This is a genomic window from Micromonospora sp. NPDC049114, from assembly GCF_040648635.1.
Lineage (GTDB): Bacteria > Actinomycetota > Actinomycetes > Mycobacteriales > Micromonosporaceae > Micromonospora.
Window position 1 is genome coordinate 1 of record NZ_JBEZEA010000011.1, and the last position, 25,544, is coordinate 25,544.

At 70.9% G+C, this 25,544-nt stretch carries 27 protein-coding genes; 7 read left to right on the forward strand and 20 right to left on the reverse strand.

Annotated elements, in window-relative coordinates; all coding sequences use genetic code 11:
- Positions 1–108: 108 nt before the first annotated feature.
- The 9 genes from AB0B39_RS25580 to AB0B39_RS25620 all read right to left on the reverse strand — a co-directional run bounded on the left by AB0B39_RS25580 (position 109) and on the right by AB0B39_RS25620 (position 10,087).
- Complete coding sequence (locus AB0B39_RS25580) at positions 109–1,677, reverse strand: MFS transporter (RefSeq protein WP_357497632.1); 1,569 nt, start codon at positions 1,675–1,677, stop codon at positions 109–111.
- A gap of 186 nt (positions 1,678–1,863) precedes the next feature.
- Positions 1,864–2,496 (reverse strand): transcriptional regulator, encoded by a 633-nt coding sequence (locus tag AB0B39_RS25585; RefSeq protein WP_357575601.1) that lies wholly within the window; start codon positions 2,494–2,496, stop codon positions 1,864–1,866.
- 204 nt (positions 2,497–2,700) lie between these two features.
- Positions 2,701–3,864: an acyltransferase gene (locus tag AB0B39_RS25590; RefSeq protein ID WP_234583511.1), complete on the reverse strand. Its 1,164-nt coding sequence runs from the start codon at positions 3,862–3,864 to the stop codon at positions 2,701–2,703.
- 55 nt (positions 3,865–3,919) lie between these two features.
- Positions 3,920–5,230 carry a glycosyltransferase 87 family protein gene (locus tag AB0B39_RS25595; protein ID WP_357575602.1) on the reverse strand — a complete coding sequence of 437 codons (1,311 nt, stop codon included), beginning with the start codon at positions 5,228–5,230 and terminating at the stop codon, positions 3,920–3,922.
- A gap of 209 nt (positions 5,231–5,439) precedes the next feature.
- Positions 5,440–6,456, reverse strand: a complete 1,017-nt coding sequence (locus tag AB0B39_RS25600; protein WP_357497626.1) for a branched-chain amino acid ABC transporter permease — start codon at positions 6,454–6,456, stop codon at positions 5,440–5,442.
- Positions 6,453–7,334 carry a branched-chain amino acid ABC transporter permease gene (locus tag AB0B39_RS25605; RefSeq protein ID WP_357497624.1) on the reverse strand — a complete coding sequence of 294 codons (882 nt, stop codon included), beginning with the start codon at positions 7,332–7,334 and terminating at the stop codon, positions 6,453–6,455. Before AB0B39_RS25605 ends, AB0B39_RS25600 begins: the two co-directional genes overlap by 4 nt.
- 10 nt (positions 7,335–7,344) lie before the next feature.
- The gene (locus AB0B39_RS25610; RefSeq protein ID WP_357497622.1) at positions 7,345–8,595 is read right to left on the reverse strand and encodes an ABC transporter substrate-binding protein; all 1,251 of its coding nucleotides are present in this window, start codon (positions 8,593–8,595) and stop codon (positions 7,345–7,347) included.
- A 51-nt stretch (positions 8,596–8,646) separates the two neighbouring features.
- Positions 8,647–9,339, reverse strand: coding sequence for an ABC transporter ATP-binding protein (locus AB0B39_RS25615; RefSeq protein ID WP_357575603.1), 693 nt, complete (start codon positions 9,337–9,339; stop codon positions 8,647–8,649).
- Positions 9,326–10,087, reverse strand: coding sequence for an ABC transporter ATP-binding protein (locus tag AB0B39_RS25620; protein WP_357575604.1), 762 nt, complete (start codon positions 10,085–10,087; stop codon positions 9,326–9,328). The genes AB0B39_RS25615 and AB0B39_RS25620 overlap by 14 nt, the downstream gene beginning before the upstream one ends.
- A 224-nt stretch (positions 10,088–10,311) precedes the next feature.
- Between AB0B39_RS25620 and AB0B39_RS25625 the strand changes: the two genes are divergently transcribed.
- On the forward strand, positions 10,312–11,169 hold the full coding sequence (locus AB0B39_RS25625) for an SPFH domain-containing protein (RefSeq protein ID WP_234583518.1): 858 nt from the start codon (positions 10,312–10,314) through the stop codon (positions 11,167–11,169).
- Positions 11,170–11,226: 57 nt separating this feature from the next.
- Here the strand turns inward: AB0B39_RS25625 and AB0B39_RS25630 are convergent, their stop codons facing one another.
- The 3 genes from AB0B39_RS25630 to AB0B39_RS25640 all read right to left on the reverse strand — a co-directional run bounded on the left by AB0B39_RS25630 (position 11,227) and on the right by AB0B39_RS25640 (position 13,452).
- Positions 11,227–11,532 (reverse strand): hypothetical protein, encoded by a 306-nt coding sequence (locus AB0B39_RS25630; RefSeq protein WP_357575605.1) that lies wholly within the window; start codon positions 11,530–11,532, stop codon positions 11,227–11,229.
- Positions 11,533–11,612: 80 nt separating this feature from the next.
- The gene (locus AB0B39_RS25635) at positions 11,613–12,896 is read right to left on the reverse strand and encodes an FAD-dependent monooxygenase (protein WP_357575606.1); all 1,284 of its coding nucleotides are present in this window, start codon (positions 12,894–12,896) and stop codon (positions 11,613–11,615) included.
- Entirely contained in the window at positions 12,889–13,452 is a 564-nt protein-coding gene (locus AB0B39_RS25640; RefSeq protein ID WP_357575607.1) for a TetR/AcrR family transcriptional regulator, read from the reverse strand. Before AB0B39_RS25640 ends, AB0B39_RS25635 begins: the two co-directional genes overlap by 8 nt.
- A 192-nt stretch (positions 13,453–13,644) precedes the next feature.
- On the opposite strand from AB0B39_RS25640, the gene AB0B39_RS25645 reads away from it, so the two are divergent.
- Complete coding sequence (locus tag AB0B39_RS25645) at positions 13,645–14,178, forward strand: DUF402 domain-containing protein (RefSeq protein ID WP_357575608.1); 534 nt, start codon at positions 13,645–13,647, stop codon at positions 14,176–14,178.
- Positions 14,179–14,319: 141 nt separating this feature from the next.
- On the opposite strand, the gene AB0B39_RS25650 is transcribed toward AB0B39_RS25645, so the two are convergent.
- Together AB0B39_RS25650 and AB0B39_RS25655 are read right to left on the reverse strand one after the other, a co-directional pair.
- Positions 14,320–15,696 (reverse strand): permease prefix domain 1-containing protein, encoded by a 1,377-nt coding sequence (locus AB0B39_RS25650; RefSeq protein ID WP_357575609.1) that lies wholly within the window; start codon positions 15,694–15,696, stop codon positions 14,320–14,322.
- Entirely contained in the window at positions 15,693–16,058 is a 366-nt protein-coding gene (locus AB0B39_RS25655) for a PadR family transcriptional regulator (protein WP_234583526.1), read from the reverse strand. Before AB0B39_RS25655 ends, AB0B39_RS25650 begins: the two co-directional genes overlap by 4 nt.
- Positions 16,059–16,195: 137 nt before the next feature.
- Here AB0B39_RS25655 and AB0B39_RS25660 point away from each other — a divergent pair, with 137 nt between their 5' ends.
- Complete coding sequence (locus tag AB0B39_RS25660; RefSeq protein WP_357575610.1) at positions 16,196–16,933, forward strand: aminoglycoside phosphotransferase family protein; 738 nt, start codon at positions 16,196–16,198, stop codon at positions 16,931–16,933.
- Positions 16,934–16,939: 6 nt separating this feature from the next.
- On the opposite strand, the gene AB0B39_RS25665 is transcribed toward AB0B39_RS25660, so the two are convergent.
- Complete coding sequence (locus AB0B39_RS25665; protein WP_357575611.1) at positions 16,940–17,476, reverse strand: alpha/beta hydrolase; 537 nt, start codon at positions 17,474–17,476, stop codon at positions 16,940–16,942.
- An 82-nt stretch (positions 17,477–17,558) separates the two neighbouring features.
- The gene (locus tag AB0B39_RS25670; RefSeq protein WP_357497813.1) at positions 17,559–18,173 is read right to left on the reverse strand and encodes a TetR/AcrR family transcriptional regulator; all 615 of its coding nucleotides are present in this window, start codon (positions 18,171–18,173) and stop codon (positions 17,559–17,561) included.
- A 66-nt stretch (positions 18,174–18,239) separates the two neighbouring features.
- Here AB0B39_RS25670 and AB0B39_RS25675 point away from each other — a divergent pair, with 66 nt between their 5' ends.
- The 3 genes from AB0B39_RS25675 to AB0B39_RS25685 all read left to right on the forward strand — a co-directional run bounded on the left by AB0B39_RS25675 (position 18,240) and on the right by AB0B39_RS25685 (position 19,751).
- A complete protein-coding gene (locus tag AB0B39_RS25675) occupies positions 18,240–18,368 on the forward strand; it encodes a hypothetical protein (protein ID WP_357497602.1) in 129 nt (42 codons plus the stop codon).
- Positions 18,365–19,357 carry an aldo/keto reductase gene (locus AB0B39_RS25680; RefSeq protein WP_357575612.1) on the forward strand — a complete coding sequence of 331 codons (993 nt, stop codon included), beginning with the start codon at positions 18,365–18,367 and terminating at the stop codon, positions 19,355–19,357. The genes AB0B39_RS25675 and AB0B39_RS25680 overlap by 4 nt, the downstream gene beginning before the upstream one ends.
- Before the next feature lie 106 nt (positions 19,358–19,463).
- Positions 19,464–19,751, forward strand: a complete 288-nt coding sequence (locus AB0B39_RS25685; protein WP_234583533.1) for a hypothetical protein — start codon at positions 19,464–19,466, stop codon at positions 19,749–19,751.
- 62 nt (positions 19,752–19,813) lie between these two features.
- On the opposite strand, the gene AB0B39_RS25690 is transcribed toward AB0B39_RS25685, so the two are convergent.
- The 3 genes from AB0B39_RS25690 to AB0B39_RS25700 form a co-directional block, all read right to left on the reverse strand.
- Complete coding sequence (locus AB0B39_RS25690; protein ID WP_357575684.1) at positions 19,814–20,920, reverse strand: zinc-binding dehydrogenase; 1,107 nt, start codon at positions 20,918–20,920, stop codon at positions 19,814–19,816.
- 59 nt (positions 20,921–20,979) lie between these two features.
- Positions 20,980–22,434, reverse strand: a complete 1,455-nt coding sequence (locus AB0B39_RS25695; RefSeq protein ID WP_357575613.1) for an aldehyde dehydrogenase family protein — start codon at positions 22,432–22,434, stop codon at positions 20,980–20,982.
- 81 nt (positions 22,435–22,515) lie between these two features.
- Positions 22,516–23,172 (reverse strand): TetR/AcrR family transcriptional regulator C-terminal domain-containing protein, encoded by a 657-nt coding sequence (locus AB0B39_RS25700; protein ID WP_234583538.1) that lies wholly within the window; start codon positions 23,170–23,172, stop codon positions 22,516–22,518.
- Positions 23,173–23,271: 99 nt separating this feature from the next.
- On the opposite strand from AB0B39_RS25700, the gene AB0B39_RS25705 reads away from it, so the two are divergent.
- Entirely contained in the window at positions 23,272–24,444 is a 1,173-nt protein-coding gene (locus AB0B39_RS25705; RefSeq protein WP_357575614.1) for an acyl-CoA dehydrogenase family protein, read from the forward strand.
- Positions 24,445–24,450: 6 nt separating this feature from the next.
- Here AB0B39_RS25705 and AB0B39_RS25710 read toward each other — a convergent pair whose 3' ends face one another.
- Positions 24,451–25,488 (reverse strand): aminotransferase class V-fold PLP-dependent enzyme, encoded by a 1,038-nt coding sequence (locus AB0B39_RS25710; protein WP_357497591.1) that lies wholly within the window; start codon positions 25,486–25,488, stop codon positions 24,451–24,453.
- Between the last annotated feature and the right edge of the window lie 56 nt (positions 25,489–25,544).

Sequence of the window (25,544 nt, forward strand, 5' to 3'; positions counted from 1 at the left end):
GCGCTGTGGGCCCCTCTTTCAGGCCCAGGGCGGGGGGATCGCGCGGCGCGCGCCGGGCCCCCCGCGCCCCCTCGGCGGTGGACGTCATGTCCGACATTGTCGCCGAACCTAGGCCGTGCCGGCCAACTCGGGCTCGGCGGCGGGGGCCGCCGACGCCGGAGCCAGGGCCTCGCGACCCGGCATCCACCGCAGCACCACGAGCATGCCCAGGGCCGCGACGATCGCGGACAGCGCCGCCGCCCAGTGCATGGCGGTGACGAAGGCGTCGTTGGCCGCCGAGATCAGCGTCGGCGCCGCCGGACCGAGCTGGCCGGCAGCCGCGTACGCCCCGGAGATCGACTCGTTGGCCGCGTCCTGTGCCTGCGCGGGCAGGCCGGTCAGCGCGTCGCCCACGTCACTGCGGTAGACCGCGGAGAGCACCGACCCGAGGACCGCCACGCCGAGCGCGCCGGCCACCTGGCGGACGGTGTTGCTCACCGCGGAGCCCACGCCGGCCTTCTCGCGGGGCAGCGCCGACATGATGGACTCGGTTGCCGGCGGCATGATGTTGGCCATCCCGACGCCCTGGATGAAGAAGACGACAAGCACGATCCAGATCGGGGTGGACGCCCCGATGAAGGCGAACGCGGCAAGCGCCACCACGGTCAGCCCCAGCCCCACGGCGGCGACCGCCCGGCCGCCGTAGCGGCGGACCATCGCGGCGCTGCGCGGCGCGAAGATCAGCTGGGCGCCGGCGAAGGGCAGGAAGAGCAGGCCGGTCTGCAGCGGGCTGTAGTCGCGGACCAACTGCAGGTAGAACGAGCTGAAGAACATCACGCCCATCGCGGCGAAGAACACCAGGCCGACGATCGCGACCGGCGCGGCGAAGCGCGGCACCTTGAACAGCCGGACGTCCAGCGACGGGTGGTCGGAACGGAGCTCGTGCCGCACGAACCAGGCCAGCACGGCGAGGCCCACCAGGATCGAGCCCCAGGCCACCGGACGGTCGAAGCCGTGCTCGCCACCGTCGATGATGCCGTAGGAGAGGGCGACCAGGCCCACAACGGAGAGCAGGACGCCGAGCAGGTCGACGCGGCCGGGGCGCGGGTCACGCGACTCGGGGACGAGCAGCGCCACCAGGATCACGCCGGCGACGACCACCGGGACGTTGATCAGGAAGACCGAGCCCCACCAGAAGTGCTCCAGCAGCGTGCCGCCGAGGATCGGGCCGATCGCCACGGCGAGGCCGACCGCGCCGGCCCAGACGCCGATGGCCCGGCCGCGCTCACGCGGGTCGAACACGTTGGAGATGATCGAGAGCGTCACCGGCATGATGGCCGCGCCGCCGACCCCCATCAGGGCGCGGGCCGCGATGAGCTGCGCGGGGCTGTCAGCGTACGCGGAGAGCAGCGACGCCAGGCCGAACAGCGCCAGCCCGATCATCAGGAAGCGCTTGCGGCCGGCGCGGTCTCCGAGCACCCCGAAGGTGAACAGCAGCCCGGCGAAGACAAGCGTGTAGGAGTTGATGGACCACTCCAGCTCGCCCTGGCTGGCCCCGAGGCCGTGGACCGGGTCGGCCAGGGTGCGCAGGGCGACGTTGAGGATCGTGTTGTCGAGGACGACGACGAGGAGGCTGATCACCAGCACCCCCAGGATCGCCCACCTCCTCGGGTGTCCCGTGTTCTCGTGCAGTTCCATGCCCGGTTCTCCCCCCGGTTGCACCCGTCACGCAATACGATACGGGCCAGACTCGTAACGCGAACAGCCTACGGGCGGGCATTAACGATACGGAACCGATCCGTATCGTATGTGGTGCGCATCACGTCTGGTCCGCACCCCGATCGGGGGACACGACGGGTCGGCCCGGGACACACCCGCCGAGGTTCAGCGAGGTCGCGTGGTGTCCAGGCAGGCGGCGACGGCGTCCGGCAGCGCGTCCAGGTGGACCGCCGGCGCGGCGAGCGGCTCGATCCAACCCGGCCCCGCGCCGTACACCCGCAGGCGCGGGAAGTCCCGGGCGAAGCGCACCAGACGGTACGCGCGGCCGGTGACCGGCGTCTGCGACCAGAGCACGACGGTGTGCGGGCGGGCCTGGTAAACCGCATTTGTCAACGCGGTCCAGGGCAGCGCGGGGCCGAGGTGAAGGCAGCCGCGCCCCTGTTCCCGCAGGGCGGCGGCGAGCGCGTGCAGGCCGAGGCTGTGCGCCTCCTGCTCGGCGCCGGCCAGCAGCACACCGCCGGTGGGCAGTGACCGGCCCGGCTCGCGCCGGTGCACGTCCAGCCCCACCCGGACGCCCTCGGAGAGGGCATGCTCGACGGCGATCTCGGCGGCCGTACGCCCCGAGAGCCTCGCCAGCAGCGGCCGGCACACCTGCTCCCACAGCGCCGGCACGCCCCACTCGTCGGCCAACTCCAGCATCAACGTGGCGACACGGTTACCGTCCAGGTCCTCGGCCGCCAAGAAGACACCCTTGTGCGCGGTCTGTACGGCGTCGGCCGGAATCGGATGGGTCAGCACCAGACGTACCCCCGGGTAGGCGTTCTCTACCCGGGGGTTCGTTGAAACGACGCACGGTGGATGCGCCGTCGCGGGATTTGCCGGCAACTGCGTGACGCACCCGCAGCCCACCGACGACGCCGGCCGGCGCCCCCGTCGAGGCGCCGGCCGAGCGTTTGTGCGTCCTTCAGCGCCGCCGGCACAGTCAGCGCGTGGGCCCCGATGTCAGCGCGTGGTCCGCAATTGGCGCATCGAGTCGTTGAGCTGCCGCTTCATCCAGCGAGCGGCGGGCCGTTCGATGAACCGGTGGATCAGCCAGGCGGCGATCAGCAGAGCGGCGATCAGCGTGGTGATCAGCAACCACGGCGACAGGTGGTCCTGGAGCCGGTCGATGACGGCGAGCCCGACCGTCTGGTGAATGAGGTACAGCGGGTAGGTCATGGCACCGGCCGTCGCGACCCAGCCCCACTTCACCCAGGAGAAGAAGTTGAGAGCGACCGCTGCCATCACCACGACGAAGGCTGTCACGATGACGGCCGTCGGCGCGAAGGCGACGTCGCGGGCCTGGGCCAGGCTGGGCAGCCGGGTCAGCGCGATCAGCAAGGAGAGGCCGACGATCGACCACAGCAGCAGGTTCGGGCCGAACCGGTAGATGAGGTAGAGGGCGATGCCCGCGATGAAGTAGCTGGAGTAGCCAGCCGCCACGACGGCGCTGAACCACGCGCTGCCGAACTTGGGCACGACCAGCGAGGCGACGGTCCAGATGGCGCAGAAGGCGACCACACCGCGGTAGGTCAGGCCGCGCGCCACGAGGATGGCGAAAAGGAGGTAGAAGATCATCTCGACGGTGAGCGTCCAGTACGACAGGTCGAGGTGCCGGATGCCGAGGAACTCCTGCATCATCGTCAGGTTGCCCACCACGTCGCGGAGCTTGAGGTCGACACCCCTCGGCACGGCCACGAGCACGGCGGCGGCCACCAGGACAGCGAACCAGTAAGCGGGGTATAGCCGGACGACGCGGGAGACGAAGAAGTCACCGACGGAACGTCCCCAGGCGCTCATGCAGATGACGAAGCCGCTGATGATGAAGAAGAGCTGCACGCCGAGGAAGCCGTACTTGGAGACGGAGTGCAGCAGCCCGAAGTGGGACGCGGCGGAGGGCTGCCACGCACCGACCTTGTCACCGATGAGGTGGTACGCGACGACCATGAGCGCAGCGCCGAGGCGCAGTCCGTCGAGGACCAGCAGGCGCGGCCGCCGCCCGCCCGCCGCCCGCTCGACGGCCGGCGCCACCACGCCGGCCTGCTGGGGCAGGTCCGCGCGTTGACCAGCCCGCATCGGCTCGGTGGTCTGCGCTGCGACCGCGTGCTCGTCCATCGCCTGCGTCATCGACGTCTCCTGGTGTTCGCGGCGGTTCCGTGCCGCTGTCGCCGTAGGGAATTGATCATGGGTTTGCGGTGCCGACGGGCGGCAGGACCGTCCGTTCCGCACGCGACCGCCAGTACAGCCACAACGCGGCGAGCGTGAAGAGCACCAGCGTCGTCGACACGTAGGGATCAACCGCGAACCGCTGGGCCAGCCCGTCAAACCGGTTAGCCTGCCAGATCAGGCCGCGCGGGGAGAGTCCGCCGTAATAGGGGCCCGGCCACATGAGAAACGGCGCGATCGCGGCTATCGCGACGATGCCGGCGACCAGACGTGCCGCGCCGTGTGAGCGACGCGCTACGTCGATCAACACCACCGCCATCGGGCCGATCCAGAGCCAGTAGTGCGACCAGCTGATGGGCGAGATGAGCAGCATGGTGAAGCCGACGACGACCATGGCCATCGCTTCCTCGCCGTGCCGCTGAAGCGCGGTGGCAAGGGCGAGGCCACCGACCAGCACGACCGCGACGGAGAGCATCCACCAGATGGTGTTCTGCTGGTCGGTTTCGAGCAGTCGGGCGGTGAACCCCTGCAGGGACTGGTTGCCGCCGTACCGCGGACCGGAGGACATCAGCACTCGGTGCGAGTCGAACGCCCGCCCGGTCAGCCAGTAGTCGTACGAGCCGCCCGGCTGGATGATCGCGCCCAGCAGCGTGAGCCCGGCGAAGGTGCCGGTCGCGACGATGGCGGCCCGGATTCGCCGGGTGAGCAGCAGGTAGACCACGAAGAGTCCGGGCAGCAGCTTGGTCGCGGTTGCGACGCCGATGCCGACGCCCTTGAACCGGCTCCGGCCGGGCAGGGCGAGGTCCGCCACGACCAGCAGCAGCACGAAGATGTTGATCTGGCCGAGGTCGAGGTTGCGCTGCAGCGGCTCGGTCCAGAGCAGCACCGCGCCGACGGCGGCGACGAGACCGAGCCGGCCCCGGGTGCCCTCGTAGCCGAGCATCGTGGTGGTGAACCACAGGGCGAGGAAGATCGCTGCGATACCCACGATGTTCATGACGGTGAGCGCGGTCCGCGGATCGAGCAGCGTCAGCGGCGTCAGGAACGGCAGGGTGATCGGCGGATAGGTGTACGGAAGGGCGAGCGTGGTGTACCCGAGCTGGTAGACGGGCTGCCCATCGAGGAACGCGTGGGCGGCCCCGAGGTACATGTTGAAGTCCGTCCCCCGGAACGGGCGGTCGCGCACGAAAGCGCCGTACGCCGCGAGCGAGACGGCCAGCAGGGCCAGGCCCGGGAAGAGGAGCCAGTTCGGCAGGGGGGTCCGCTGGGGCGCGACGTGATCGGCCGGTACGTCGGTGGCGAGCCGACGGATGCGCTCTATGGTCATAGTGGGCTGGATGGTAGTCGGGTCGCCGCCCCCGTGGGTAACGACCCCTCGCGCCTTCGACGACCACCGTGTCCAAAAAGTTACGATCGGTTGCACCGCTGGCCGAGAGGGCTGCAAACTCCCTGGCAGGAGCGCATGACCGGCCTGGCGGCGAAGAGGCCGAGCCGGCGACCCGGGCTCGTCGCCCAGGCCACCGACGCACGCCAGAGCTATCCGCGGCGGGTGACGGCCAGGCGCCGGGCCAGGTCGGCCACGGTCCCCCAGATGCCGCGCCGGAACAGCACCACGACAAGGACGAAGATCCCGCCGGTCACCAGGCCGATCGCCTCGAACCCGGAGAACGACAACCAGTCCTCCAGCCGGACCACGATGCCGGCGCCGAGCACCCCGCCCCAGAGCGTGCCGATCCCGCCGAGCACCACCACGATGACCGCCTTGCCGGAGGTGGTCCAGTGCAGCACGTCCAGCGAGACGAACCGGTGGCCGACCGCAAACAGCCCGCCGCCCAGCCCGGCGATGAACCCGGAGAGCACGAACGCGGTGAGCTTGTAGCGGTGCACGGGGTAGCCCAGCGCACGGGCGCGGGCCGGGTTGTCCCGGATGCCGACGAGCACCCGGCCGAACGGCGAGTGCACGATCCGCCAGGCGGCGGCCAGGCCGAGCAGCACGATCGGCAGGATCGCGTAGTAGAAGTAGTAGTCGTCGGTCAGGTCCAGCCCGAAGAACGAACGGGGCACGCCCTGCAGGCCGTTCTCCCCCTGGGTCACCGAGCGCCACTCGTTGGCCACGTAGTAGACCATCTGCGCGAAGGCCAAGGTCACCATCGCGAAGTAGATGCCGGTGCGCTTGACCGCCAGGTAGCCGATCGGCACGGCCAGCAGAGCCGCGGCGAGCGCACCGGCCAGCACGGCGAGGGGGAACGGCAGGCCGGCGTGGATGGCCACCAACCCCGTGACGTACGCCGAGGTGCCCCAGAACGCGGCGTGCCCGAAGGACATCAGCCCGGTGAAGCCCAGCAGCAGGTCCACCGCGACGGCGAACAGCGCCCAGCAGAGGATGTCCACCGCGACCGCCGGATAGAGGCCGTTGGGCAGCCACGCCGCGACGGCCAGTCCGACGGCGAGCAGCGCGTACCGCACCCAGCCGGGAGCCCGGGCCACGGCGATCAACCCGGACGGCGGCGTCGTACGGGACGCGTCGGCGGCAGTGTCCACGGTGCTGGTCATGCGGGAGCCTCCTCACGACCGAACAGGCCGGCCGGGCGCCAGAGCAGCACGCCGGCCATCACGACGAAGACGATGGTCTGCGAGACGATCGGGAAGGCGGACAGGTACGCCTCACCCCACGCCTGCACGAGGCCGATACCGAAACCGGCGGCGACCGAACCGAAGATCGAGCCCAGCCCGCCGATCACGACCACCGCGAAGACCACGATGATCAGGTCGGCCCCCATCAGCGGGTTGACCGCGCGCATCGGAGCGGCCAGCACGCCGGCGAGACCGGCCAGCCCGATCCCGAAGCCGAAGACCGGTGTCACCCACCGCCCGACGTCGATGCCGAAGGCGCGGGTCAGGTCGGGCCGCTCGGTGGACGCCCGGACCACCATCCCGATCCGGGTGCGGGTGAGCACCCACCACACCGCGACGCAGAGCAGCACCGCGAAGCCGAGGATGAACACCCGGTAGGTCGGGAAGTCGAAGAGCCCGAAGTTGACCGACCCGCTCAACAGCGACGGGGTCTCGTACGGGCTGGACTGCACGCCGTAGCGCAACTTCACCAGATCCTGCAGGATCAGCGTCAGGCCGAAGGTGAGCAGGAAGTTGTAGAGCGGGTCGAGCTTCGTCAGCCGGTGGATAACGGCGCGCTCCAACGCCATGCCGAGCAGACCCAGCCCCACCGGCATGATCACCAGGGCCGCCCAGAACGGCACTCCCACCTCGGTGAGCAGCACGTACGCGCCGAACGCGCCGAGCATGTAGAACGCGCCGTGCGCGAAGTTGACCACCCGCAGCATGCCGAAGATGACGGCGAGCCCGAGGGCGAGCAGGGCGTAGAACGCCCCGCTCACCAGCCCGTTGAACGTGTTCTGCGCGAAGCCGCTCACAGCCAGCCGCTCACAGCTTGCAGTCCGCCGAGGGCGCGCGGAACGCCTCCGCGGCGGGGATCGTCTTGAGCACCTTGACGTAGTCCCACGGCTCGGTGACCTCGGCCTGCGGCTTGACCTGGGCCAGGTACGCGTCGTGCACCACCCGGTGGTCCTCGGCGCGGATCTTGCCGTTGCGCAGGAAGACGTCCTCGATGGTCTTACCCTCCAGGCCCTTGACCACGGCGTCCGCGTCGTCGGTGCCGGCGGCCTGCACCGCCTCCAGGTACTGCAACGCCGCCGAGTAGTTGGCGGCGTGCGCGAAGGTGGGCCGCGTGCCGGCCTTCTGCTGGAACCGGTCGGCGAACTCCCGGTTCTTCGCGTCGAAGTTCCAGTACCAGGCGTCGGTGTACGTGGTGCCGGCCAGCGCGGCCGGGGTGAGCGAGTGGATGTCGGTGAGGAACATCAGCCCCACCGCGAGGCCGACGCCCTTGTCGCGCAGCTTGAACTCGTTGTACTGCTTCACCACGTTGACCAGCTCAGCGCCGGCCTGCATGGTGCCGAGCACGTCCGGCTTCGGGTTCAGCGTCGGCGCCTTGAGCAGGAAGGTGGAGAAGTCGCCGCTGGTGTTCGGGAACGGTGCGCCGTCCCTGCCGACGACAGTCCCACCGGCCGCCGTGATCGCGGTGGAGAAGCTCTTCTCCATGTCCTGACCGAAGGCGTAGTTCGGGTAGAGGATGTACCAGTTCTTGCCGATCTGCTCGGTGGTGGTCTTCCCGGTGCCGTTGGCCAGCATGTACGTGTCGTAGGCGTAGTGGAAGGTGTACCTGTTGCAGCTCTTGCCGGTCAGGTCGGTCGTCGCCGCGCCGATGTTGAAGTAGAGCTTCTTCTTCTCCTTGGCCACGTCGGCGACCTTCAGCGCGGCCGACGAGGTGGGCACGTCCAGGATGAGGTCGACGCCCTTGCGGTCGTACATCTCCTGGGCCTTGGAGTTGGCCACGTCCGGCTTGTTCTGGTGGTCGGCGGTCTCCACGGTGATGTTCCTGGTCACCGCCTTGTCGCCGTACTTCGCGGTGAAGTCGGCGATGGCCATCTCCACAGCCGTCACCGAGTTCTTGCCGGACAACTCCGAGTACGCCCCGGACTGGTCGTTGAGCACGCCCAGCACGATCTTGTCGCCGGTCAGCTTCTGATCGCCGCCCGCCTGGGGTCCACCGCCGCCGCAACCGGCGACCAGCAGCACCGCGGCCGACGCCGCGGCCACACCCACCGTCCTGCGCATGCCCACTCCATCCATGCCGCGCGCCGTCGCGCGGCTCGTCGTTGGAAAGAATCAGATCCCGAGGTACGCGAGCAGCTCGCGTTCGCGCGAGCGCACCTCGGAGTTGTCCATCGCCTCGGCGACACGTCCCTCGGCCAGCAGGTAGTGCCGGTCGGCGACACCGGTGGCGAAGTGCAGGTTCTGCTCGACGAGCAGCACGGTCACCCCGTGCCGCTTGGCCTCGCGCAGCAGGTCGCCGACCTGCCGCACCAGCAGCGGTGACAACCCCTCGGTGGGCTCGTCGCAGAGCAGCAGCCGGGCGCCCATGCGCAGCACCCGGGCCAGCGCGAGCATCTGCTGCTCGCCGCCGGAGAGCATGGTGGCCGCCGAGTCGCGCCGGGTGTACAGGGCGGGGAACGCCTCGTACACCCGTTCCAGCGGCCACGGGTCGGGGCCGACGGTCGGGGGCAGGGTGAGGTTCTCGGTGACGGTCAGGGTGGCGTAGCTGCCCCGGTCGTCGGGCACCCAGCCCAGCCCGAGGCGGGCCCGCCGGTGCGCGGGCAGCCTGGTGATGTCCCGCCCGTCCAGCTCCACCGTGCCGCGCTGGCCGGAGTGCAGCCCCATCACACAGCGCAGCAGGGTGGACTTGCCGGCGCCGTTGCGGCCCACCAGGGTGACCACCTCGCCGGCGGCGACCTCCAGGCCGACCTCCCGCAGCACCTGCGCCTCGCCGTAGAACGCGGAGAGGTTGTCAATGCGCAGCATCGGCGGCTCCCAGATAGGCGGTGATCACGCGCTCGTCGGCGCGGACCTGCTCGTACGGGCCCTCGACGAGGACCGTGCCGGCCTGTAGGACGGTGACGGTGTCGGCGAGCCGGCCGACCACGCTCATGTTGTGCTCGACCAGCACCACGGTCCGGCCCGCGCGGATCCGGCTGATCAGGTCGACGGTGCGGTCGACGTCCTCCAGGCCCATCCCCGCGGTCGGCTCGTCGAGCAGGAGCACCTTCGGGTCCAGCGCGAGAGCGATGGCCAGCTCCAGGGCCCGCTTGCGGCCGTACGCCAGCGCCGCCGACGGCGCCTGCGCCAGCTCGGCCAACCTCACCTCGGCCAGCAGCTCGTCGGCCCGTTCGGTGTAGCGGTCCAGCAGCTTCGCCGAACGCCAGAACCGCCAGCCCAGCCCGCTGGAGGACTGCAACGCCAGCGCGACGTGCTCGCGGGCGGACAGTTGCGGAAAGAGGCTGGTGATCTGGAACGAACGGGCCATGCCGAGCCGGGCGACCCGCTCCGGCGGCAGCCCCGTGATGTCCCGCCCGGCCAACTCGATCCGCCCGCCGCTGGGCGTGAGGAACCCGGTGAGCAGGTTGAACAGAGTGGTCTTGCCGGCGCCGTTGGGGCCGACGAGCGCGTGCACGCTCTCCGGGGCGACGTCCAGGTCGACCTCGTCGACCGCCCGGAAGCCCCGGAAGTCCCGGGTCAGCCCGCGGGCCGACAGGAGCGCTTGCCCGGCCATCGCCTCATCCTCCGCACGGTCGCGGCGACGGTCGATTCGGTGACCGTGGTCACAGGGCCGTCGCGTGGAGGAAACCTACGACCGGCCCCGCGAGTCGAACCATGTCGATGGACTCCACATTCGGCGAGCAGGGGACGTACGCGAACCCCACTCCCCTGTCCGGCCGACTTGACCCAACCTCCTAGGTTGATGATCCACACAGCCCAGCGGAAGGTTCCCACCCCATGCCCGTCGGCTTCACCATGGCGATCGTCTTCGCCGTCGCCTTGGCGGTCAGCGCCGTCCTGGCACTCGTCGCCCCCGCGCGGCCCCTGAAGCGGATGGCCGCCCTCGCGACGCTCGTCTTTCTCGCCCTCACCCTGCTGGTCGGTGTCACCTCCAGCGCCCACTCGGTGCCCATCCGCTCGGTCGGCATCGTCACCAGCTTCGGCAAGCCCACCGGCAAGGTGACCGGCTCCGGCCTGAAGTGGGTCGCCCCCTGGCAGAAGGTCGGCGAGTGGGACGCCGGCCGGCAGAAGTACGACCACATCGGTGGCAACAACTGCGTGCGCGTCCGCACCGGCACGCTCGCCGACGCCTGCGTCGAGGTGCTCATCGAGTGGCAGGTCAGGCCGGAGAACGCGCCGAAGCAGTTCATGGACTACAAGGGAGACTTCGACAGCTTCCGGGGCCAGCGGGTGGGTGTGCAGCTCGACAGCGCGGTCAACGACGCCTTCGCCGCGTACAACCCGCTGGAGAAGATCGACGCGCGGACCGGTGACCTCAACGTCGACCTGAAGCCGTTCGCGGCGAACATCAAGACCAGCGCGGACACCCGCCTCGCCAGCGACGTGGACATCCTCTCGGTGACCATCACCCGGGTGAACCACGACGACAAGACCGAGGGCAACATCAAGGCGTTCCAGGACAAGCTCGCCCAGACCCGCAACCTGGAGCAGGACCGCAAGAACGCCGAGATCTCCAAGCAGATCACCGAGACCAACGCGAAGGTCGACAAGGTCACCCGCTGCCTGGAGATCGCCGAGAAGAACGGCGCCAACCCGGGTCTGTGCATCAACCCGGGCATCGTCACCGGCAAGTGAGAAGAAGCCGGCCCACCCGTGGCGGGTGGGCCGGCGGCACGCTGGTGGATGCTCGGCTCACCAGGACGGCTCGTCCGCCCGGACGTGCCGCAGCGAGTACGCGGCGTCGGTGAAGGCGCCGCCCTGCCGGGCGGCGGGGTCGACCGGGTCGCGCGAACCGGGCACTCCGTCGGCGAAAACCTCCGCGTCGTCCACCGGCAGATAGCCGAGCCGCGCCCCGGCCGTGGTGTCCCAGAACGGGCACCCGATCGACCAGGACGAGGCGGCGCACCTCGTCGCGCAGGTGACGGCAGACCGCCGAACCAATGCGACCGGCGGCACCCGTGACGACGACAGTGCCCAGACGTGAACCCATGACGCCATCCTGCCGACCCGCACCGACAGGATCGCCGGTGCGGGGTGACCGTCGGACGTTCGCCCTCGCCCCGGGCCGGTCGAGCGGGTCAGCCCGGCCGGCTGGCGCCGGCGCGCTCCCACTGGCGGGGAGCGCTGATCGTGGCCCAGCTCGCGCCGAACGTCATCCGGCGCAGCGGTGACGCGATGCCGCAGAGGCTGAACCAGCCACGGGTCAGACCCACGGCGACCGGGTTGCTCATCAGGCCCTGGCGCAGGGTCCTCATGGCCAGGTCGACGCTGTGGAATCCGTACTCGCGCATCTCGGCCTCGTACTCGCCGATCGCGTCCAGCAGCGGCAGGTGGCCGCCGTCGGCCAGCGACAACTGGCGGGTGAGCAGGGCGGCGTCGCGCAGGGCGGTGTTGGCGCCGTTTCCGCCGGCGGGCGGCATCCCGTGCACGGCGTCGCCGAGCACGGTGACCCGCGAGGGCGCCCAGGGCGCCGGACGGTCGGACGCCTGGAAGGGGAACGCGCTCACATCGCCCGGTGGGCACCTGTCGATCAGGTGGCGGAGCGCGGGATGCCAGTGGGTGATGAGCCCGGCGACGTACGCCTTCAACTGGGGGCCGTCGAGGCGCTCCGGACGCGACGGGAACAGGTCGTTGCGGGCGACGAACGCGCACAGCAGGTAGTCGTCCCCCACCGGCTTTTGGCGTTCGAACACCGACGTGAACAAAAAGTACGGCGCACCGGTCACGATGAGGTTCATGCCCTCGGCCAGCCGGGCGGGCAACCAGGCCCGGGTGTCGTCGTTCAGCGGCAGCTTGAGCCCGACGCCGACCGCGCCGGCGTCTCGCGCAGTGGCGGTCGGCAGGTACTGCGCCCGCACCCGGGAGTTGATCCCGTCGGCACCGACCAGGACGTCGCAGGTGGCGGCCGTCCCGTCGGCGAAGCGCGCGGTGGGGCGACCGTCAGCGGCGAGCTCGTACCGCTCGAATGCCTTGTCGTAGTGGACGACGTCGTCGAGTCCGTCGAGGAGAACCCCACGCAGCGTGTGACGGTCGACCGGATAGGCCCGTTCGGCGGGGTCGGGATCGTCGGGATACATGACCGAGTCCTCCACGAGCACCAGCGTGCGCAGGTCCGTGCCCAGGAAGCCGAAACCGCCGCCGGGCCGGCCCGCGGTGTCGGTGAACGCCTGCCAGTGCGGGTCGGGCAGGCAGGCACGCAGCGACCGGCTGCCCGCCGGGTTGATCGCGAGCCGGTAGCGGTCCACCCGGTCGTCGCGGCGTCGGTCCCGCTCGTACACGGCGACGGTGATGCCGTGTTTACGCAGACCCTGGGCGAGGGCGAGGCCGCCGATGCCTCCGCCGACGATCAGCACGTCAGTCATGGGTGTGGCTCTCTGGTGCGAAGAGGTCGCAGAGTTGGTTGACTACCGACTCGGCCTTGTCGGGCCGCAGACGAATGCCTTTGACGGTGGCGATCACCAGCTCGACGCTGGCGGCGACGTCGAGGTTCACCGACCAGACGTGTCGCGCGACGCCCTCGGTGAAGATCGCCGCGAGCGCGTCCCGCCAACCCTGTTCGTCGCGTTCGATGTCGGCCCCGGTGGACTCGTCACGTCGAGCCCGAAGATCGAGCTCGTCCAGCACGATGAACAACTCGGGCCGTTGCGCGACAGCGGTGGCGATCTCGCTGAGGTGTTGCCGTAAGCGGGCTGCGGGTTCCAGGTCGTTGTGCATCGTCGCCTCGAATTGGCTGGTCACGTGCTCGAGCACTGCGGCGATCAGGTCGGCCTTGGTCCGGAAGTAGTGGTGCAGGGTGGAGTGGTCGATGCCGGCCGCGGCGGCGATCGGCCGCAACCGGAACCCCTCGAAGCCCTCCTCGGCGATCGCCGAGAACGCCGCGTGAATGAGCGCCTGCCGGCGATCGAGCCGTTCGGTCATCCTCCACCATCCTCCCAACCAAGTGGTTGGTTGATAGTCCAGCATCTGTGTGTCACGCTGTCAACCACGTGGTTGATGGAGACCCTTCCCGTCCGGGTCGGACGAGCCGCACATCGCCCGGCGCAGCGATCAGGGCTGGTCGGTCCCGAAAACGGTTGAGCGTCGGGTCGTCGACCAGCGAAGCTGCTGCGTGTGACTGATGCTTCCGAGCGTGCAGCGACGCCGGTGACCGTGGTGCGTGACGGAAAGCTGCGCGCGGCGGGGCTGCGTCTTGGCGACGCCATCGTCTACGACTGGGGATTTCACCTCGACAATCGACCGTACGAGCAGCGCAGCTTCGTACTGCTCGATGATGGGTTCCAGATCAATCAGCCGGTCCTGTTCCCACCCGAGCAGCAGGGCTGGTGGTACTGCGACCTGGTCCGAGTCATCGATCATGGGGACGTGGTCACTGTCGACGACCTGTGGATCGACGTGATCGTCGGACCCGGCGACCACCCCTACCGGGTCCTGGATCTCGACGAGTACGCCGTGGCAGTGCAGGACGGCTCGCTCAGCGTCGGTGAGGCGACCGAGGGACTCGTCCGTACGCAGCGTTTCCTTGACCGACGTCTCAACCGACGGCACGACCCGCAGCGCTCCTGGCCGGACTTCCCACCGGCCAGTATCACCGACCTGCTGCACGCCGTATTTCCTCAAGACTGGTCCCTCATCGACGCCGGATGAAGGCCGGTCCCGCTCAGCTGAGCCGGCTGACAGCGGCGACGAGGATCGGGCTGGGTGTTCGCCGGGACGGGCGGCCAGGTCACGCCACGGCACGCCCGTCCACAGCTTCCACCAGATCCCGTTGACGACCTGGCTGATCCCCTAGGCGTAGCTGAACAGCGGCGGGAAGACGAGGATCACGATCCAGGCCCACGCGGCGTACACCGGCAGGTAGCCGGTCTGCCACCGCTCCAGGGCGGCGAAGGGCGTACGCCGACGGAGGAAGCTCAGCAGGAGCCACGCCGACCACGCGAGGTTGACCAGCAGGATCACGTTCTCGCCGAGCGCCGCCGCCCGGTTGGGGGTGCCGCCGTAGTTGTCGGTGATGCGCCCGGTGATCTCCACCAGCACCAGCACGTCGATGGCGAGCGCGCTGACCACGAGCGCGAGCTGAAGCTTGTCGAACGCGCCGGGCGGGGCCAGCGGATCGCGGGCCGAGAGCGAGTAGAGCAGCAGCCCCAGCACCACGACGAGCAGGAGGTCGAACAGGATCAGCGCCTCGCGCTCGACGTCGATGCCGTGGCTGGTCCAGACGACGGCGACGAGGAAGGCGAGCAGGGCGGCGGTGAAGAGCGGGGTGAACAGTCGCGTGAGGACCGGCGCGATGTTCTCGACGACGCTCTGCTTGGCCTCGACGAGCCACCCGGCCACCACGACCGCGGCCGCCGCGCCGCAGGGCAGGAGCCACTGCGAGACGAAAGCCTCCGGGACGATCCCGATGGCCGCGAAGGTGTTGAACAGGAACGCGGCGAGCACGCCACCGCCGAGGGCCATCAGCACGAAGTAGATGAACCACTCGCCGGTGAAGCGGATGAAGTCCATCCGTCGACGCGATGAGCGCCAGTCGTCGGCGACGTAGGCAAGACCGACCACGAGCCACAGCGCGATCGGCAGGTGGACGCTGGTGACGACAAAGGACTGCGAGTCGCCCGCCAGCGGGTAGACGTTGGCGGCCACCGCGCCGAGCACGAACAGCGCCACCAGCGCCACGATCACCGCCGGCCGGGCTCTGCGACGCCAGGCGAGGAACGCCGCCAGCCAGGGCAGCGCGAACAGGGTGAAGTTGCGCGTGTAGAACGAGCCGTCATCGTCGAAGGTCAGCCCGAACAGCTCCGGCACCTTGACCGACGCCACCGCGCCGGCCGCCGCGCCGAGCATCACCCACAGGTCCCGCCGGGAACGCGCCCCGGCGGCCGGAGCACCGGAGTCGCCGGTCAGCACGAGCTGCTTCCAGAGCCGTTCCGAATGCTCGCGGGCGAACTCGCGGGACAGCTCGTCGAGACTGCCCATGCGCTTGACCGCGACCAGGAACGCCTCGTCCGAGCTCAGACCCGCCGCGACGAGTTCGTCGACCGAGCCACGGAGGTGGTCTTCCAACTCGTCGGCGTCCACCGACTGCAGCTCCCGACGCCGGAGCACGTAGCGACGCCACTGCGCGAACTGCGCTTCCAGCTCCTCGGGCCCGTCGTGCGCCGTCATGCCAGGCCCTCCAGCGGACGCACGGTCAGCGGCGTACGGTCGTGCCAGATCTCCTTGAGCGCGCCCACGACGGTGTCCCACTGTCGGCGCTGCTCGGCCAGCTCGGCCAGGCCCCGGTCGGTGATCCGGTAGTACTTGCGTTTGCGCTCACCGGCGACCGACTGCCAGCTCGCCTCCACATAGGCCAGACGCTCGAGCCGGTGCAGCAGCGGGTACAACAGCCCCTCGGTCCAGTCCAGCTCACCGCCGGACAGCTCGTTGATCCGCCGGAGGATGGCGTAGCCGTAGCTCTCCCCCTCGGCCAGGATGCCGAGCACCATCGGTGTCGCCGAAGCGGCCACCAGATCCTTAGCGACCTTCACGAGACCTCCCACCCAACCCTAGAAGTACGATGCATAGTACTGCTAGGTATTTCGCGAACGCAACGACTCCACGGCCCCGCCGGGGCAGGCGGAAAACCGCTGGGGCGTCGGTGGTCGAACCCGCGACAATTGCCGGCGTGCAGGAGATCGAGGTCGTCGTCGCCCACCAGGAGCGGGCGACCGTGCGCGTCGGCGACGTCTTCCTCAAGATCGACGCCGATCCGGATCACGCCGACGTCGAGGTGGCGGCGATGGCGATGGCGCCCGTGCCGACCCCGGAGGTCCTGTGGCACAACCCGCCAGTGCTCGCGCTCGCCGCCCTGCGCGGCAGGGCGCTCGGCCGCCTCGGCGAGCCGTCGACCGCACCGTCGACGGCGTGGGCCGCGGCGGGCGCCACCGTACGGGCGCTGCACGACGCGCCGCTGCCGCCCTGGCCCGGTCGGAGCCTCGACGAGGTGGCCACGCAGCTCGACGACGAGTGCGGGTGGCTCGTGACGAACGGGGTTCTCCCCGCCGACCTGGTCACCCGCAACCGCCACGTCGCCGAGGCAGCGCTACGGCAGTGGACACCCGTGTTCACGCACGGCGACCTGCAGGTCGCCCACGTGTTCGTCGACGGTGACGAGGTCACCGGCGTGCTCGACTGGTCCGAGGCGGGCCGGGGCGACGCCCTGTTCGACCTCGCCACGTTGACTCTCGGCCACGAGGAGCACCTGGTCGACGTCGTGGCCGGCTACGGCACCGACGTCGACCTCGACGTGATCCGGGCGTGGTGGTCGTTGCGCAGCCTGCTGGCGGTCCGCTGGCTGGCCGAGCACGGCTTCGACCCCTCGGCGCCCGGCTGCGAGGTCGACGTGCTGCGGGCGCGGATGTGACGAACGTCAGGGGATGAGTCGGTCCAGCAGCTCGAACCGCTCGTACGGCTGGTTGTAGTCCCCGAAGTGCCCGTCGTCGCGCACGATCTGGGTGCCGCCGAGCCGTTCGAACATGGCGCGTCCCTGGCGGTCGTCGCAGCCGTACGGATCCTCGCGGGAGTTGATGAAGAAGATGTCCCGCACGTGCGACCGGATCGCGGCCCAGTCGTAGCTCTCCTGGAGCACCGGTTCCTCGCTGGTGTTGGGCCGGGTGCAGTAGCCGGCGACCAGGATCGCCTGGGCGACGGTCACCTCGACATGCTCCAGGAGCGCCAGCAGCAGGGCCGCGCCGCCGGAGTGGCCCACCAGGACGGTGTCCTCGTCGAAGCGGTGCCCGTCGAGCACTGTCGGCAGGAACGTCGCGATCGGCTCGACGTTGATGCCCGGAAGGTGCGGGATCTCGACGGAGTAGCCCCGAGCCTCCAGCCGCTGCGCCAACCAGCGGTACCACACCACGTCCGGGTTGCCGCCGGTCCCGTGGAAGATGATCGCGCTGCGCCCCATCGTGCCCCTTCCGCATCGACGTCGTGATCAAACCACGCGACCGGCAGATGCACGAGAGGGGTTCCCGGTCGTCGGTACCGCGTCAGTCGTACAGCGCCGACACCCACAGGTGGGTGAGCGTGTCGACCAGCACCGCCCGGTCGTCGAACGGCGGCACCCCGCACGCGGCCAGGTAGTAGAGCCGCTCGCCGGTCCAGGTCAGCGATGCGGCGAGCGCCTGCACGTCGACACCGTCGAGCCGGGCCGCGACGGCGGGGTTTGCCCGCCGATCGGCCTCGATCCGCGCGATCGTGGCGTCGGTGAACGTCTCCATCTGGCCCAGCCACAGCTCGCGCAGCTGCGGGTCGGACGCCCAGGTCTCCACGATCGCGCGCAGCACGGCGGCATTGGCGAGCCAGAGTTCGGCACCGGCGTCGATACCCGCTCGCAGCGTCTCGCGCGGGTCGGCCGTCGCCTGCACCCACGGTTGGGCGGCCTCGTGGCCGGCACCGACCGCCCGACGTACGAGCTCGGCCAGCACCGCCTGCTTGCCGGCGAAGTAGAAGTAGAAGCTGGCCCGCGAGACGCCTGCGGCGGTGATGATGTCGGCCACGCTCAGCGTGTCGAAGGTGCGCTCGCGGAGCAGTTCGCGAAGGGCGGTCAAGACACGTTCCCGCAGCTCGGCGCGGCTCTGCTGAGGTTCGTCACGTCGGGCCATCACGTGTCGCAGCGTACCGTGTGGGACGTCTGGACACGCTGACCAGACACGGCGTATGGTCGGGCGATGACCGAGGTTGCGGACCGCACCGCGCAGTTCCTTGACCCGCCCGGGCACCGCTGGGCACCCCACCGACACCTGCACGACGTCTCCGGCGACGAGCTGGCCGGGCAGCCGGCGGAGGTGTTCGCGTGAAGTACACGACGTTCGGGCGGACCGGGCTGCGAGTGTCCGAGTTGGTACTCGGCGCGATGACGTTCGGTGAACAGGGTGGCGTCGGTGCGCCCATCGAGGAGTGCCGACGCATCCTCGACATCTACGCCGAGGCCGGCGGCAACATCGTGGACACCGCCATCAACTACCGCGGTGGCGCCAGCGAGGAGATGCTGGGCGAGCTGCTCGCCGGGCGACGCGACAGGTTCGTCGTGGCCACGAAGTACACGGTGACCCGTGATCCGGCCGACCCCAACGGCGGCGGCAGCCACCGCAAGAACCTCAGGCTGTCGCTGGAGACAAGCCTGCGCCGGCTGCGCACCGACCACATCGACGTCTACTGGGTGCACATCTGGGACCAGCGCACGCCCATCGACGAGACCGTCCGGGCGCTCGACGACGCGGTCACCGCCGGCAAGGTTCTTCATGTCGGGGTGTCGGACACCCCTGCCTGGGTGGTCTCCCGCGCGAACACGTTGGCCGAGTGGCGCGGCTGGACCCCGTTCGCCGGCCTGCAGGTGCCGTACAGCCTCATCAACCGCGACGCCGAGCGGGAACTGTTGCCGATGGCCGAGGCGTACGGCATGACAGTGACGGCCTGGAGCCCGCTCGGCGGCGGCGTGCTCTCTGGCAAGTACAACGCCGGCGCACCGCAGGAGAGGACGCGGCTGAGCCGGGACACGATCGGCGACCGCGACCTCACTGTGGCGCGGGTCGTGCAGGAGGTCGCCGGCGAGCTGGGCGTCACCCCGGCGCAGGTGGCCCTCGCCTGGACCCGCCAACGCAGCGGCGTGCTGCCGATCATCGGTGCGCGGACCGTAGAACAACTCCGGGACAACCTGGGCTGCACCGCGGTCACGCTGCCACCGGAACTGGTCCTGCGGCTGGAGACGGCGACCGGGTTCAGTCTCGGCTTCCCGGCCGACTTCATCGCCGAGACCAGACAGTGGGTGCTCGGCGCCGCCGCGTGACCCCTGTGGCGCAGGCCAGCGACAAAGGCGTCCGGGCCGGTGGCGATCGACATGGGCACGCGCCGTCATCTGCCGCGAACGGCACTCCGGGATAGCCTTGGCGCATATGGCTACCTATCGCAGCGCCTCAGTGCTTCTCTCCTCGGACGGCACCAGGACCCCTGGCACCGCCGCCCTCTTCGCCGAGCCCGCCCGCAAAGGTGGGACCCGGCCGTGGGCAGGCGACTTCCGGCCCGCCAACAGCGCCGGCAATGGCCCCAAGAACGCGGTCGGCAAGACCTTCACGTTGGAGCTGCCCGACGGCAGCACCGGCAAGGTCGTGGTCCAGAGCCTCAAGAGCGGAAGGGGTGGCGTCGTACTGGCGCTGATGGGCGAGGACACACCACCCTTCTGAGCGAAACTGATCTCCGGCCGGCGCCGCCGGTCGGAGATCGCCGCCGGGTGAGCCTGCTCGGCTCAGTCGAGTGTCACCACCCAGCGGGCGCCCTCGCCCCGCGCCAACCGGTCGAACGCGGCGGGCGCCTCGTCCAGCCCGACCGTGCCACTGACCAGCACGCCCAGATCCAGTGCGCCCTCGGCCAGCTCGGTGGCCAGCACCGGCACCTCGCGGTCCGGGTCGGACGAGCCGTACACCGAGGAGCGCAGCGTACGGGCGGAGTGGAAGATGTCGAGCGCGCCGAGGCTGACCATGTCGTCCTTCGCGCCCATGCCGACCACGGTGACCGCTCCCCCGCGCCGGGTGAGACGCCACGCCGCCCGGATCGTGGCGGCCCGCCCGACGCACTCGAAGGCGTGGTCGACGCCGCGGCCCTCGGTGCGCGCCCGCACCTCCTTGGAGAGCCGGTCGTCGGAGAGCAGGAAGTCGGTGGCTCCGGCGGCGAGGGCCAGGTCCCGCTTCGCCTCGGCCACGTCGACGGCGAGGATCGTCGTCGCGCCGGCCCGGCGGGCGGCGGCGAGAACGGCGAGCCCGACCCCACCGAGCCCGATGACGGCGACCGACTCGCCGGGCGCGACCCGGGCGGTGTTGCCGACCGCGCCGACGCCCGTGAGCACCGCGCAGCCGAGCAGCGCCGCCTGCTCGGCTGGCAACCCGGCCGGGATCGGCACGACGGCGCTCTCCGGCACCACCACCGCCTCGGCAAGCGCGCCGAGACCCAGCGTGAGGTGCAGCGGGACACCGTCCTCGGTCTCGCCGCGCGCCACGGTCGGGGCGGTGTTGGCGGCGCAGAGCCAGGGTTCGTCGTGCCGGCACCACCAGCAGGCCCGACAGGCGGGCGCCCAGTTGAGCACCACAGGCGTGCCGACGGGCAGCCGGGTGCCCGGCCCTGCCTCGGCCACCACGCCGGTCGCCTCGTGCCCGAGCACCAGCGGGAACGTCGCGGCCAGGGTGCCGTTGACCATGGACAGGTCGGAGTGGCAGACGCCGGCCGCCCGGATCGTCACCCGCACCTCGCCGGTGCCGGGCGCGGGCAGGCGTACCCGCTCGACCCGCAGTTCGGCCCCGCGCCCGCGCGCGACAAGCGCGCGGACGGGGACCGACCCGCCGGCCTGCTCGGCACCCATCGCCGACCCGCCCGCCAGCTCGGCACCCACTCCCGGCCCGCTCGCCGGCTCGGTGCCGCTCATCGCTGGATCGCCTTCAGCTCGCAGAACTCGGCGAGCCCGTGCACGCCCAGCTCCCGGCCCAGGCCGGACTGCTTGTAGCCGCCGAAGGGCGCGAGTGGGTTGAACGCCGCGCCGTTGATGTCGACCGCCCCGGTGCGCAGCCGCCGCGCCACCGCGAGCGCCGCCTCCGGGTCGGCGGACCACACCGCGCCGGCCAGCCCGTAGCGCGAGTTGTTGGCGATGGCGACGGCCTCGTCGGTGTCGTCGAACGGGAGAACGGCGAGCACCGGGCCGAAGACCTCCTCCTGGGCGAGCGCGCTGTCCGGGTGCACGTCGGCGAAGACGGTCGGGGCGACGAAGTGCCCCCGAGCCGGCACCGGGGCGTCCGGGCCACCGGCGACCAGGCGGGCGCCGTCGGCGAGGGCCCGCTCGATGTGGCCGCGCACCCGCGTCGCCTGGGCGGCGGAGACCAGGGGGCCGAGGCGGGTGGCCGGGTCGAACGGATCGCCGACGCGGTAGCCGGCCACAGTCGTCGCGACCAGGTCGAGCGCCTCGGCGTACCGGTCGCGGTGCACCAGCATCCGGGTCCACGCCGTGCAGGTCTGGCCGGAGTTCATCAGGGCGTTGCCGACGCCGACCTTGACCGCGGTGGCCAGATCGGCGTCGTCGAGGATCACGTTCGCGGACTTGCCGCCCAGCTCCAGCGCGACCCGGGCGATGCGGTCGGCGGCGAGTCGCATGATCCGGGTGCCGGTGGCAGTGGAGCCGGTGAACGAGACCAGGTCGACGTCGGGGTGCCCGGCGAGCGCCTCGCCGACCGTCGCGCCGGTGCCGGGGACCAGGTTGAGCACCCCCGGCGGCAGACCGGCCTCGGTGACCGCGTCGAAGAGCAGGTACGCGGTCAGCGGGGTCAGCTCGCTGGGCTTGAGCACTACCGTGCAGCCGGCGGCGAGCGCGGGCGCGACCTTCGCCATCACCTGGTGCAGGGGGTAGTTCCACGGGGTGATCGCGCCGACCACGCCGATCGGCTCGCGTACGACCAGGGAGTTGCCGATGGTCTCCTCGACCGGCGGTCGGGCGGCGAGCGCCACGTGGTCGCGCAGCACGATCAGCGGCAGCGCGACCTGCACGCGGGTGGCGAGCTTGAGCGGGGCGCCCAGCTCGACGGCGATGGTGCGGGCGAGGTCGTCGGCGCGCGTCGCGAGCGCGGCGTGCAGCCGGTCGAGGTACGCGGAGCGTTCGGCGGGCGCGGTGGCCGCCCAACCGGGAAAGGCGGCGCGGGCGGCGGCGACGGCGGCGTCCACATCGGCCGCGGTGCCGGCGGGCACCTGACCGATCAGCTCGCCGGTGCTCGGGTTCTCCACGTCGATCACGTCGGTGCCGGCGGGAGACGTCCACTCGCCGCCGATGTGCAGGTGGCGCCGGAGGCGCAGGGCGTCGGGCAGCAGCGACGGCGGGGCGGCGAGGTCCATGGCGTCCCTTCCGGGGTGGGCGACGGGCGGAGGCGACAGGGGTCGCGGCGGGCGGTGAAACTAGCGCTGGGAGTTTGGACGCTACCCGCTGGGCCGCCCGGACTCCACCGCCCCGACGGTGCGGGCGTACTCGGCGGCCAGCCCGTGCAGCAGCGCGTCCAGGCCGAGGGCGAAGGCGCCCTCGTCCACGCTCTGCTGGTGCTCGGCGAGCCGGTGCGCCTGACGCAGGTGCGGGTAGTGCGCGGCGTACAGCTCGGGGTCCTCGACGAAGCCGCGGGCGAACGAGCCGAGCGCCGAGCCGGCCACGAAGTAGCGCAGCGCCGCGCCGATGTGGGTGGCGCGGGCCGGTGGCCACCCGGCGCGGACCAGGCCGCCGTAGACCGCGTCGGCCATGGCGAGGGCGGCCGGCCGACGGCCCGGACCCTGCGCGAGGTACGGCACGATGTTCGGGTGCGCGGTGAGCGCCCGCCGGTACGACCAGGCCCAGTCGCGCAGCGCGCCGGCCCAGTCCCGGCCGGCGAAGCCGCTGGTGTCGACGGTGCCGGTGACCGCGTCGGCGACCGCGTCGAGGATCTCGTCCTTGGTGGCGAAGTGGTTGTAGAGCGACGGGCCCTGCACGCCCAGCGCGGCGGCGAGTCGACGGGTGGAGAGCGCGGGCAGACCCTCGGCGTCGATGAGCGCCGTGGCGGTGTCGACGATCAGCTGCCGGGTGAGCCGGGGCTGGCGGGGTCGGGGCACTGCGCTCCTCGCGAGTCGGCGGCACAGGGGTCTGGACGCATCAAAACTTACACCGCTAGTTTAGGGGTGACCGGCCGCGCCGACGCCAGGAGGACCACCGTGGACTTTTCGCTCACCGACGAGGAGCGGGCGGTGCGGGACACCGTCCGGTCGTTCATCCGCCGCGAGGTGATGCCCCTGGAGGCGGAGGTGCTGCGCCGCGAGCGGGCGCACCAGCCGGGCCTGGACCACTCCGAGGTGCGCGAGCTGCAACTCAAGGCGCGCAAGTTCGGCTTCTGGGGCCTGGCGACCCCCGAGGAGTACGGCGGGATGAACCTGCCGGCCGTCCTGCAGTCGTTGATCTGGACGGAGCTGGGCCACACGTTCGTGCCGTTCCGCTTCGGCGGCGAGGCGGACAACATCCTGTTCCACGCCACCGAGGAGCAGAAGCAGGAATTCCTCATCCCGACGATCGAGGGTGAGCGGCGGTCCTGCTTCGCGATCACCGAACCGGGCGCCGGCTCGGACGCCGCCAACATCCGGCTCTCCGCGCGCCGCGACGGCGACGACTGGATCCTCGACGGCGAGAAGACCTTCATCACCGGCGGCCACGACGCCGACTTCGCCATCGTCGTCGCGGTGACCGACCGGGAGAGGGGCGCCCGCAACGGCGGCGCGACAGCGTTCCTGGTGGACCGGTCGATGGGCTGGCGCTCGGAGTTCATCCAGACCATGGGCGAGGGCGGGCCCGCGTCGCTGATCTTCGACGGCGTACGCGTGCCGCACCGCAACATCCTCGGCGAGATCGGGCAGGGCTTCACGCTCGGCATGGAGTGGATCGGCAAGGGCCGCTACACCATCCCGTCGCACGCCATCGGCATCGCCGAGCGGGTGCTGCAGATGGCGATCGACCACGCCAACACCCGCGAGACGTTCGGCGCGAAGATCGGCACCAACCAGGCCATCCAGTGGATGATCGCCGACTCGGAGACCGAGCTGGAGGCGGCCCGCTGGCTGGTGCTGCGCTCGGCGTGGACCGTCGATCAGGGCCTGGACCCCCGGCACGCCTCGTCGATGGGCAAGCTCTACGGTGCCGGGATGGTCAACCGGGTGGTCGACCGGGTGCTCCAGATCCACGGCGGCATGGGCTACACCCGGGAGCTGCCCATCGAGCGCTGGTACCGGCAGGTCCGGCTCTACCGCATCTTCGAGGGCACCGACGAGATGCAGCGGCTGATCATCTCCCGTGACCTGCTGCGCGGGTACACGAAGATCGGCGGCCACCTGGCCTGAGCCGCGTCACCCCGCCAGCGCCTCCAGGGCGGCGTCCACATCGGCCTCGGTGGAGTAGAGGTGGAACGAGGCGCGGACCCGCCCGGCGCGCACCGCCGCCCGGATGCCAGCCGCCGCGAGACGCTGCTCCGCGCCGGCCACGTCGACGGCGACGATGGCGCTGTCCCCCGGTGGCCGGCCCAGGCCGGTCAGGAACCGGTTGGCCAGCGCCACGTCGTGCTCCTGGATCGCCGGCACGCCGATCTCGGCGATCAGCTCCATCGCCGGCGCGGCGCCGACCCAGCTGAACCAGGCCGGCGAGATGTCGAACCGGCGGGCGTCATCGGCCAGCCGCAGCGGCGGGCCGTAGTAGGAGGCGTACGGGTCGCGGCCCGCGTACCAACCGGCCGCGTCCGGGCGCAGCCGCTCGCGCAGCGCGGGGGCGAGATAGGTGTACGCGGTGCCGCGCGGGTTCATCAGCCACTTGTAGCCGCCGACCGACACCACGTCGGCCCGGCTGCCGTCGAACGGCAGCCATCCGCACGCCTGGGTCGCGTCCACCACCACCAGCGCGTCGTGCGCGCGGGCCGCGGCCACGATCTCGTCGTACGCGGCGACGGAGCCGTCGGCCGACTGCACCAGGCTGAACGCGACGAGGTAGGTGTCGGCGTCGATCGCGTCGACCAGCCGGTCCGCCGGCACCGTGCGGACCGTGACACCGCGCTCCTCCTGCACCAGCCAGGGGAACAGGTTCGAGGTGAACTCTTCCTCCGGAACGACAACTGTGGCGCCGGCCGGCAGGGACGCCGCCACCGGCGCGAGCATCTGGGAGACTGTCGCGCCGACCGCCACGTCGGTGGCCGGCACGCCGATCAGGCCGGCGAACGCGCTGCGGGAGCGCTGCACCGACTCGCCCCAGCCCTCCCACGACGTGCTGCCCACCCGCCAGGCGGCCAGGGCGTCCTGCAACGCCGTCCAGGCCGGCTCGGGCGGCAACCCGTAGGAGGCCGTGTTCAACCAGCCGGGCTCCGGCTTCCACAACTGCTGTGCCTGCGCGATCTCCATGCCGGCGACGTTAGACGGGCTCGTCACGCAGGGGCACGGCCAATCGGAGTCCTGCG

Coding starts and splice junctions, on each gene's coding strand:
- AB0B39_RS25580 (WP_357497632.1), bottom strand. CDS start 1,677: ATGGAACTGCACGAGAACACGGGACACCCGAGGAGGTGGGCGATCCTG.
- AB0B39_RS25590 (WP_234583511.1), bottom strand. CDS start 3,864: ATGACGCAGGCGATGGACGAGCACGCGGTCGCAGCGCAGACCACCGAG.
- AB0B39_RS25595 (WP_357575602.1), bottom strand. CDS start 5,230: ATGACCATAGAGCGCATCCGTCGGCTCGCCACCGACGTACCGGCCGAT.
- AB0B39_RS25600 (WP_357497626.1), bottom strand. CDS start 6,456: ATGACCAGCACCGTGGACACTGCCGCCGACGCGTCCCGTACGACGCCG.
- AB0B39_RS25610 (WP_357497622.1), bottom strand. CDS start 8,595: ATGCGCAGGACGGTGGGTGTGGCCGCGGCGTCGGCCGCGGTGCTGCTG.
- AB0B39_RS25615 (WP_357575603.1), bottom strand. CDS start 9,339: ATGCTGCGCATTGACAACCTCTCCGCGTTCTACGGCGAGGCGCAGGTG.
- AB0B39_RS25620 (WP_357575604.1), bottom strand. CDS start 10,087: ATGGCCGGGCAAGCGCTCCTGTCGGCCCGCGGGCTGACCCGGGACTTC.
- AB0B39_RS25625 (WP_234583518.1), top strand. CDS start 10,312: ATGCCCGTCGGCTTCACCATGGCGATCGTCTTCGCCGTCGCCTTGGCG.
- AB0B39_RS25630 (WP_357575605.1), bottom strand. CDS start 11,532: ATGGCGTCATGGGTTCACGTCTGGGCACTGTCGTCGTCACGGGTGCCG.
- AB0B39_RS25635 (WP_357575606.1), bottom strand. CDS start 12,896: ATGACTGACGTGCTGATCGTCGGCGGAGGCATCGGCGGCCTCGCCCTC.
- AB0B39_RS25640 (WP_357575607.1), bottom strand. CDS start 13,452: ATGACCGAACGGCTCGATCGCCGGCAGGCGCTCATTCACGCGGCGTTC.
- AB0B39_RS25650 (WP_357575609.1), bottom strand. CDS start 15,696: ATGACGGCGCACGACGGGCCCGAGGAGCTGGAAGCGCAGTTCGCGCAG.
- AB0B39_RS25665 (WP_357575611.1), bottom strand. CDS start 17,476: ATGGGGCGCAGCGCGATCATCTTCCACGGGACCGGCGGCAACCCGGAC.
- AB0B39_RS25670 (WP_357497813.1), bottom strand. CDS start 18,173: ATGGCCCGACGTGACGAACCTCAGCAGAGCCGCGCCGAGCTGCGGGAA.
- AB0B39_RS25675 (WP_357497602.1), top strand. CDS start 18,240: ATGACCGAGGTTGCGGACCGCACCGCGCAGTTCCTTGACCCGCCCGGG.
- AB0B39_RS25685 (WP_234583533.1), top strand. CDS start 19,464: ATGGCTACCTATCGCAGCGCCTCAGTGCTTCTCTCCTCGGACGGCACC.
- AB0B39_RS25690 (WP_357575684.1), bottom strand. CDS start 20,920: ATGGGTGCCGAGCAGGCCGGCGGGTCGGTCCCCGTCCGCGCGCTTGTC.
- AB0B39_RS25695 (WP_357575613.1), bottom strand. CDS start 22,434: ATGGACCTCGCCGCCCCGCCGTCGCTGCTGCCCGACGCCCTGCGCCTC.
- AB0B39_RS25710 (WP_357497591.1), bottom strand. CDS start 25,488: ATGGAGATCGCGCAGGCACAGCAGTTGTGGAAGCCGGAGCCCGGCTGG.